The sequence below is a fragment of the Caulobacter sp. P1_B12_2 genome (assembly GCF_056406675.1).
The window spans coordinates 1-7,973 of the sequence record NZ_JBFTZS010000201.1 but is presented as its reverse complement, the minus strand read 5'-3'; the positions used below and the strand labels follow the sequence as shown (position 1 = coordinate 7,973).

The 7,973-nt window shown below is 67.0% G+C and carries 9 protein-coding genes; 1 reads left to right on the top strand and 8 read right to left on the bottom strand.

Translation table 11 applies throughout. The features are described from left to right. Positions 1–128 precede the first annotated feature (128 nt). The 8 genes from AC1DZ6_RS13795 to AC1DZ6_RS13760 all read right to left on the bottom strand — a co-directional run bounded on the left by AC1DZ6_RS13795 (position 129) and on the right by AC1DZ6_RS13760 (position 7,045). Positions 129–1,004: a F0F1 ATP synthase subunit gamma gene (locus tag AC1DZ6_RS13795; RefSeq protein ID WP_477097734.1), complete on the bottom strand. Its 876-nt coding sequence runs from the start codon at positions 1,002–1,004 to the stop codon at positions 129–131. A gap of 7 nt (positions 1,005–1,011) precedes the next feature. After that, a complete protein-coding gene (locus AC1DZ6_RS13790; RefSeq protein WP_477097733.1) occupies positions 1,012–1,641 on the bottom strand; it encodes a pseudaminic acid biosynthesis-associated methylase in 630 nt (209 codons plus the stop codon). Between the two features lie 8 nt (positions 1,642–1,649). Then, positions 1,650–3,182: a F0F1 ATP synthase subunit alpha gene (atpA, locus tag AC1DZ6_RS13785; protein WP_477097732.1), complete on the bottom strand. Its 1,533-nt coding sequence runs from the start codon at positions 3,180–3,182 to the stop codon at positions 1,650–1,652. Positions 3,183–3,233: 51 nt separating this feature from the next. Continuing rightward, entirely contained in the window at positions 3,234–3,788 is a 555-nt protein-coding gene (locus AC1DZ6_RS13780) for a F0F1 ATP synthase subunit delta (protein ID WP_477097731.1), read from the bottom strand. Between the two features lie 210 nt (positions 3,789–3,998). Further along, complete coding sequence (locus tag AC1DZ6_RS13775; RefSeq protein ID WP_477097730.1) at positions 3,999–4,235, bottom strand: acyl-CoA thioesterase domain-containing protein; 237 nt, start codon at positions 4,233–4,235, stop codon at positions 3,999–4,001. 136 nt (positions 4,236–4,371) lie between these two features. After that, positions 4,372–4,707 (bottom strand): DUF8200 family protein, encoded by a 336-nt coding sequence (locus tag AC1DZ6_RS13770; protein WP_477097729.1) that lies wholly within the window; start codon positions 4,705–4,707, stop codon positions 4,372–4,374. 209 nt (positions 4,708–4,916) lie between these two features. Next, positions 4,917–5,828 (bottom strand): aspartyl protease family protein, encoded by a 912-nt coding sequence (locus tag AC1DZ6_RS13765; RefSeq protein ID WP_477097728.1) that lies wholly within the window; start codon positions 5,826–5,828, stop codon positions 4,917–4,919. Positions 5,829–5,842: 14 nt separating this feature from the next. Beyond that, the gene (locus AC1DZ6_RS13760) at positions 5,843–7,045 is read right to left on the bottom strand and encodes an NAD(P)/FAD-dependent oxidoreductase (RefSeq protein ID WP_477097727.1); all 1,203 of its coding nucleotides are present in this window, start codon (positions 7,043–7,045) and stop codon (positions 5,843–5,845) included. A 217-nt stretch (positions 7,046–7,262) separates the two neighbouring features. Here AC1DZ6_RS13760 and AC1DZ6_RS13755 point away from each other — a divergent pair. Next, positions 7,263–7,973, top strand: a 711-nt coding sequence (locus AC1DZ6_RS13755) for an acyl-CoA dehydrogenase family protein (RefSeq protein WP_477097726.1), incomplete at its 3' end; no start/stop codon positions are given.

Here is a 7,973-nt window from a genome sequence, read left to right as displayed (position 1 = left end):
GAGCGGCGGGCTTCTTCACGGCGGCCGGCTTTGCAGCGGCGGCGGGAGCCTTAGCGGGGGTCTTGGCCATGGCGTTCAGGTCTTTCGTACGGGCTCGTGCGGGCGTTTTTATGGTTGGAAGTTCAGGATCAGACGGCTTCGGCGCCGGAGATGATCTCGATCAGCTCCTTGGTGATCTGGGCCTGACGGGAGCGGTTATATTCAAGGGTGTAGCGCTTGATCATGTCGCCGGCGTTGCGCGTGGCGTTGTCCATCGCCGTCATCTGGCTGGCGTAGAAGCCGGCCATGTTGTCGAGCAGGGCCGACAGGATCTGGACCGTCAGGTTGCGCGGCAGCAGGGTCTCGAGGATGGCCTCTTCCGAGGGCTCGTACTCGTAGACGGCGGCCGGACCCGAAGTCGCTTCCGCGCCCTCGACCACGGCCGGGATCAGCTGCAGCGCGGTCGGGATCTGCTGAACCACCGACTTGAAGCGGCTGTAGAACAGGGTGACCACGTCGACGTCGCCGGCTTCGTACAGGCGGGTGACGAGGTCGGCGATCGGCTGGGCGACCGACAGGGTGAACTGGCGATAGGCCGACAGGTCGAAGTTCTCGACGATACGGTCAGCATAGAGCCGGCGCAGTTGCGCCGTCGTCTTCTTGCCGACGCAGACGATCTTCACGTCCTTGCCTTCGCGCACCAGGCTGTCGATCCGCTCGCGCGCGGCGCGGACGATCGACGAGGTGAAGCCGCCGGCCAGGCCGCGATCGGCGGCGGCGACGACGATCAGGTGGCGATCGTCACGACCGGTGCCGGCCAGCAGCGCCGGAGCGCCGTCGCCCGAAACGCCGGCCGCCAGGTTGGCGATGACGTTCTTCAGCCGGCGCGCATAGGGGCGCGCCGCTTCGGCAGCGTCCTGGCTGCGGCGGAGCTTGGCCGCCGCGACCATCTGCATCGCTTTCGTGATCTTCTGCGTCGCCTTGACGCTCGAGATCCGATTGCGCATCTCCTTTAGGCTTGCCATCCGCCTATCAGACCTTCCTAAACAACCACCAGGTGCTGTCGTCCATCACGGTCGTTCTTCTCCAGAAGAACCCGTAATCGACCAACTGCAGATCTGGGAACATATCCATGTAGAGCGAGCCAAAATCGTTCTTGAACAGAAGATCTTGTTCGCCACGGTAGGTAATCGTTTCGGCCTTCGGCGAAAAATACTCGGAGCAGAAGACGTACTTGGAAGCCACGCGGTGCACTTCGCGCATCGTCGCTTCCAGCTGGCTGGGATCGACGTGGATCAGGACGCCGGCCGTGAAGGCCATGTCCACCGCGCCGTCGGCCAGCGGGATGCTGTGACCGAAACCCTCGAACAACCGCTCGGCCGGCAGGACGCCGTTCTCGACCAGTTCTTTCCGGGCCGAAGCATTGGGCTCGATCGCCCATTGCTCCATGTCCGACAGGGCCTGAATGCCCAGGAGGTTCAGACCCACATTGGGGCCGACTTCCAGGACGCTCTTGGGCATGTCGCCGGTCATACGCCGAAGCACCTCGCCCCAAACCCGCGCACGGCCGCGAACAGCCTCGACGGTGGCGGCGCTACGTTGCGTGTAGCGGTCGCCAAACTCGCCGGACCATGCGTCCAAGGATTTGGGTTGATCAGCCATCGATCGCCTTAGGCGAAGGTCGCCGAGAAGCTGTCGAGCACGCTTTTCAGCGTGCCTTCCAGGTCCTTGTCGAGGGCCTTCTTGGTGCGGATGCCGTCCAGCAGGTCCTTGTGCTGGCTGTGCAGGCGAGCGAGCAGCTCGCTTTCGAACCGGCGGACCGACGAGGTCGGGATCTTGTCGAGATAGCCGCGCGTGCCGGCGTAGATCACGCAGACCTGCTCTTCGACGGCTTGCGGCGCGTATTGCGGCTGCTTCAGCAGCTCGGTCAAGCGCTCGCCGCGGGCCAGCAGCTTCTGGGTCGAAGCGTCCAGGTCCGAGCCGAACTTGGCGAAGGCGGCCATTTCGCGATACTGGGCGAGCTCGCCCTTAATCGCGCCGGCGACTTGCTTCATGGCCTTGATCTGGGCCGACGAGCCGACGCGCGACACCGAGATGCCGACGTTCACGGCCGGGCGGATGCCCTGGTAGAACAGGTCGGTTTCCAGGAAGATCTGGCCGTCGGTGATCGAGATCACGTTCGTCGGGATGTAGGCCGACACGTCGTTGGCCTGGGTTTCGATGATCGGCAGAGCCGTCAGCGAGCCCGAACCGTTGTCTTCGTTCAGCTTGGCGGCGCGTTCCAGCAGGCGGGAGTGCAGGTAGAACACGTCGCCCGGATAGGCTTCGCGGCCCGGCGGACGGCGCAGCAGCAGGCTCATCTGGCGGTAGGCGACGGCTTGCTTGGAAAGGTCATCATAGATGATCAGGCCGTGCAGGCCGTTGTCGCGGAACCACTCGCCCATGGCGCAGCCCGAGAACGGGGCCAGGTATTGCAGCGGGGCCGGCTCGGAAGCCGAGGCGACGACGACGATCGTGTATTCCAGGGCGCCGTGCTCTTCGAGCGTCTTGACGATCTGGGCGACGGTCGAACGCTTCTGGCCGATGGCGACATAGACGCAATAGAGCTTGGCGCTCTCGTCCTTGCCGGCGTTGGCGGCCTTCTGGTTCAGGATGGTGTCGATGGCGACGGCGGTCTTGCCGGTCTGACGGTCACCGATGATCAGCTCGCGCTGGCCGCGGCCGACGGGGATCAGGGTGTCGATCGACTTCAGGCCAGTCTGCACGGGCTCGTGAACCGACTTGCGCGGGATGATGCCCGGCGCCTTGACGTCGACGCGGCGACGCTCGGTCGAAACGATCGGACCCTTGCCGTCGATCGGCTCGCCCAGCGGGTTGACGACGCGGCCCAGCAGGCCACGGCCGACCGGAACGTCGACGATCTCGCCCAGACGACGGACTTCGTCGCCTTCCTTGATGGCCTGGTCCTGGCCGAAGATCACGCAACCGACATTGTCGCGCTCGAGGTTCAGGGCCATGCCCTTCACGCCGGCCTTCGGGAACTCGACCATTTCGCCGGCCTGGACGTTGTCCAGACCGTAGATGCGGGCGATGCCGTCACCGACGGACAGCACTTGGCCGACGTCCGAAACGGCGGCTTCTTCGCCGAAATTGGCGATCTGCGACTTGAGGATGGCCGAGATTTCGGCGGCGCGGATGTCCATGGCTGTCTTGGGCTCTCTGCGATTTTTATCTTTTGACGCGCTTATAGAGGTTTAGGCGCGCTTCAGGGCGAATTTCAGGGAATCGAGCTTCGAACGGAGCGAAGCGTCGAACAGGCGGGAGCCGACACGCACCTTGATGCCGCCCAGGATGGACGGATCGACGCGCGTCGAGATTTCGGGGGTCTTGCCGACGGCCGTGGCGACGGCGGCCGACACGCCCTTCAATTGGGCGGCGGTCAGGGCCTTGGCGGTGGTCACCTCGGCGGTGACGACGCCGCGATGAACGGCCGACAGCTCGACGAAGGCGGTGATCGCGCCCAGCAGATCGCCGGCGCGGCCGTTGCTGGCGACCAGGCCGAGGAACTTGGCGGTCAGCAGTTGGAACTTGGCCTTGGCGGCCACGGCGGTCAGGCCCTTGGCCTTGTCTTCGGCGGTGAAGGCGGGGCTGTCGAGCAGGCGGCGCAGGTCGGCGCTGTCGGCCACCATGGCGCGCAGCGACTTCAGGTCGGCCTCGACCTTGGTCAGCTGGTTGCTCTCGATCGTCAGTTCGAACAGGGACTGCGCATAGCGCTGACCCGCATCCGTCGCCTTGGTTTCGTCCGCCACTTGTTCCGCCCGGTGCGTTGCAATCGCCGCGGACAAGAAGATTAACCCTCGTCCCGGCTTAAAGGCTTGAGCGCGCTCTAGAAAAGCGCATGGACGGCCGGCGCTGACGCGCTGCCCTGTCCGAAGCCGCGCGCCTGATAACACGCAGCCTTCGCAGTCGCAACCAAGGCCAATGCGTAAGGAGGGCCGCCGTTTCGGAAAACCGGTCCGCTAGCTCGGAATGACCCTGCGGAACACCGCCGAAGCGGCGGCGACCAGGTTTCCGTCCTCGGTGCGGGCCTCGGCCTGGGCGAAGACCAGGCTGCGGGTCGAACGCTCGATCCAGGCCTTGCTGGCGGCGACCGGCGCCGGCGCGCCGTAGTCGACGGTCATCGAGGTGGGTTCGGCGTCGGGCCCGACGATCTTGCGCAAGGCGTCTTCCAGCAGGGCGGCGGTCGAGGTGGTCATGCAAGGTCCCTTAGTCCGAACCCGCCTAAAGAAAAAGGGCGGCGGAACAGGTCCGCCGCCCCATCAGGCGAATGATCGAGGAAACAGCCGGACGGGGCGGGAGAGCCCCAAAAGCGTCCGGGTAGAGAAAGCGCGCTTACTTCTGCGCGGTCTGCACGCCGGCCTTGGCCGAGGCGTTGCAGCGGGTCAGGTCGTCGGCGTCCAGCGACTTGGTGTCACCGCCGAAAGCGGCCACGCGGCCGACTTCCTTGGCCAGCGCCTTGCACGAGACGGCGGTCAGGGCCCGCGACGGGGCGGCGGTCGAAACGCACTCGGCGCCTTCGCAGACGAAGACGGCGCCGCCGGCGACGACCTTGGTCTTGGCGGCCAGCGGGTTTTCCAGGGCGACGGCGATGCGGCCGTCAGCGAAGGCCGAGCCGGCGAACAGGCAGGTGGTCAGGGCGGCGACAGCCGCCAGGGATTGGAGCTTCATGAGAGAGCCCTCCAGCGTGTACAGAGAGTTGAATGATCGATGATCGGTGAAAAGCTGTACTGGGCGCTCCGACCCGGGGATGTCAGCAGCGGTATCCCCACCGGTGCTTCGGATCAGAACTAAGCACTGCTTAGATATCAGTGTTCAGAAATAGCGCAAGCGAAAACTATTTCGCATGAGCATTTTTTAATGAAACGGGGGCTTCAGCTCTATCGGTCGGCGACGAGCCACAGCCTTTTTCCGGGATAGTCGATCGTCAATCGCGTGCCGGCGAAGAAGTCCGTCCCCAGGATGCCGTCAATCCGGGCGCCGGCGGCCGCGCTGATCCCATCCATCGCGCCCGAGATCGCCACGCGGGGCAAGGCGCGTGTCACGGGACCAAACGCGACGGTGGCCTCGCCGAGACCCACGGACACCGACCCGCCCGCCCCGCCCAGAGCGCCCTGGCCGCGCGAAGCGACGCCGGCCTGGGCCGCCGTTTCTGGCGACAGGGTGGTTCCCGTTGCGCCGGTGCCGATCTCCAGCGTGAAGGGTCCTTGTCCATTGATGGTCGCGCGCACCAGCATCAGCGGCTTGAGGCGCCCTTCGGTGAACGCGATCGCCGCGCCCTGGGCCCCCGCCTTGGCGTCGAGGTCGAGACGTCGGGCGGCATAGTCGATGGACACGGTGCGGGCGCGCAGGAAGTGCTGACCAACGATCGCATCGACGCGCCGGCCGACCTGGCGCCCCATCTGATCGACCATGGGCGTCACCGCGACATCGATGGACGTCAGCGACACCGGACCCAGCGTGAAGCGCGTCAGCTTGCCGACACGGTAGGTCTGCTTGCCAGCCCCGACGGCGGTCGTGGCCGGCGGCGTGACCTCTTCGCCCAGCGAGAGGCCCATCCGCTGGGCGACGGCCTGGCCGAGGATGACGTCGAAGGGCGCGAGCCCGCCCGTATCGAGGACGACGACGGCCTTGTCGCGCCTGTCGCCGATCCGCGCTTCCAGAACAATCAGCGGCGCTTGCGGCGAAGCGTATTCAAACGGAATGGCGTCCATGCCGCCAAGCTGAGCAAGGCCCGCGGCGGAAACAAGGCCAGACGCCGCGGCTCCACACCCGGGATCGGTGCGGCTCACCGCCCATCGCGCCTTCAGGCGCTGGCGGATACTCTCCCGAACAGCCCGGCGATCGTGGCCACCGCGTTCTCCGCCTCCGCCCGATCGGGACGCTCCTCGGCGACGCCGTAGCCCCACATGTCGCTGTCGCCCACCTGCTGGACGACGATGCCGTCCGGGCGCGGGAGGACGGACACGTGCCTATAATAGAGTCCGTAGCGAACCTCCGGCTGCGGTGCGAGCCAGGCGATCTGGCCGCGCACCGGGGTGATGGTCTCGTCCTTCCACAGCGCCCGGGCGCCGTAGCCGGTGCAGTTGACCACCACCGGCTCCTTCAACCGCGCCAGATCGGCGGGGGTGTCGAAGGTCATGGCCACGATCTTGCCGCCCTCGGCCAGGAAGTCGCTGGTCAGCATGTGGGCCAGGTCGGTGACGTTGAACTGCATCGAGGTCCCGTGCCGCACGCGGCCGACCGGGAACGGGTGCGAGCCGGCCGGCAGGTCGTGGAAGCCGGGCACGATGTCGTGCAGCCGCTCGCCGTACTCGGCGAAATGCACGGCGCTCTCGACATGCGGCCGGCTCTCGGCGGCGCCGTCGAACAGGGTGTAGCGGTCGCTCCACGACACCGGCTCGCCGGGCAGGCCCAGCAGGGTCTGGTAGGTGGCGTAGGATGTGCGGGCCATCTCCTCCCACAGGGCCGGGAAGCCGGGAGCGACCTTGTCGGCGTCGGCGACGCGCGAGTCCGGCGACCAGGTGCCGGTGGCGCGGAACGAGCGGGTCTGCGGCGTGCGCTCCTTGGCGTAGATCGTCACCTTGGCGCCGGCCCGCTGCAGCAGCACGGCCGAGGTCAGGCCCAGAGCGCCGCAGCCGATCACCGCCACCTCCTTGGTCCCGCCTTCCAGCGCCTTGCCGGCGGCGATGGTGCTCGAGCCCCACGACAGCGACCAGCCGCTGCCGCCGTGGCCGTAATTGTGGACCACGCGCTTGTCGCCGACCGTCTCGACATCGAGGCGCGGTCCAGCGGCGCGGAACGGCCGCAGGCAGACGGTGATCTTGGTGATGCGGTCGGCGCTCATCCGCAGCGGCGCCAGGGGCGGGACGACGAAGGCGGGGCGGGAGGGGGTGATCAGTCCGCCGGAGCTTGCGCCCTGCGTCACGCAGCCGGCCAGGCTGGTCGCGCCCAGTCCACCCAATCCCGCCAACACGGCCCGCCGATTGCTCGTTCTCGTCTGGCTCACGCGCCGTCCTCCGGTCATTGATCGCGCCGAGACCCTAGCGGCCGGAGCTCCACCGCGCCAAGCCATGGCGGCGACGGGATCGGCGACGCCCGTCCCCTGCCCGCCTTGAAGGCAGAACCGCGCCGCGTTCCGCCACGTCAGACTTGGCGCGCCCGAACAGCGGTCCATACTCGCCTAAGACGAGCCCGAACGGGGCCAGCCATAGGGAGACGCGGTCATGGATTTCAACCTGCCGCCGGAACTGACGGCCTATCTGGCGACGCTCGATGCGTTCATCGCCGACAAGATCGCGCCCCTTCAGGCCGAGCACGACAACGAGCGCTTCTTCGACCACCGCCGCGAATGGGCCCGCACCGACTGGGACGGCGGCGGCCTGCCCCGCCGCGAGTGGGAGGACCTGCTGGGCAAGGCCCGGGGGATCGCCGACGCGGCCGGTCACTACCGCTTCGCCCTGCCCAAGGCATACGGCGGCCAGGACGGCTCCAACCTCTGGATGGCGGTGATCCGCGAGCACCTGGCGGCCAAGGGCCTGGGCCTGTTCAACGACCTGCAGAACGAGCACTCGATCGTCGGCAACAACCCGTTCGTGCTGATGATCCGCGACTTCGGCCGGCCCGATCAGCAGCACCTGATCCCCGACATGCTGGATCGCCACGCCTTCCGCCCGACCTTCGGCCTGACCGAACCCAATCACGGCTCGGACGCCACCTTCATGGAGACCCGCGCGGTCCGCGAGGAGCATCACGGCCAGAGCGGCTGGCGGATCGACGGCGAGAAGATGTGGACCACCGGCATGCACGCCGCCACCCACTGCGCCCTGTTCGCCCGCACCAGCGGCGAGGACGGTTCGGCCAAGGGCATCACCTGCTTCCTGGTCCCGGCCCACGCGCCCGGCGTGAAGATCGAGGAGTATCTCTGGACCTTCAAC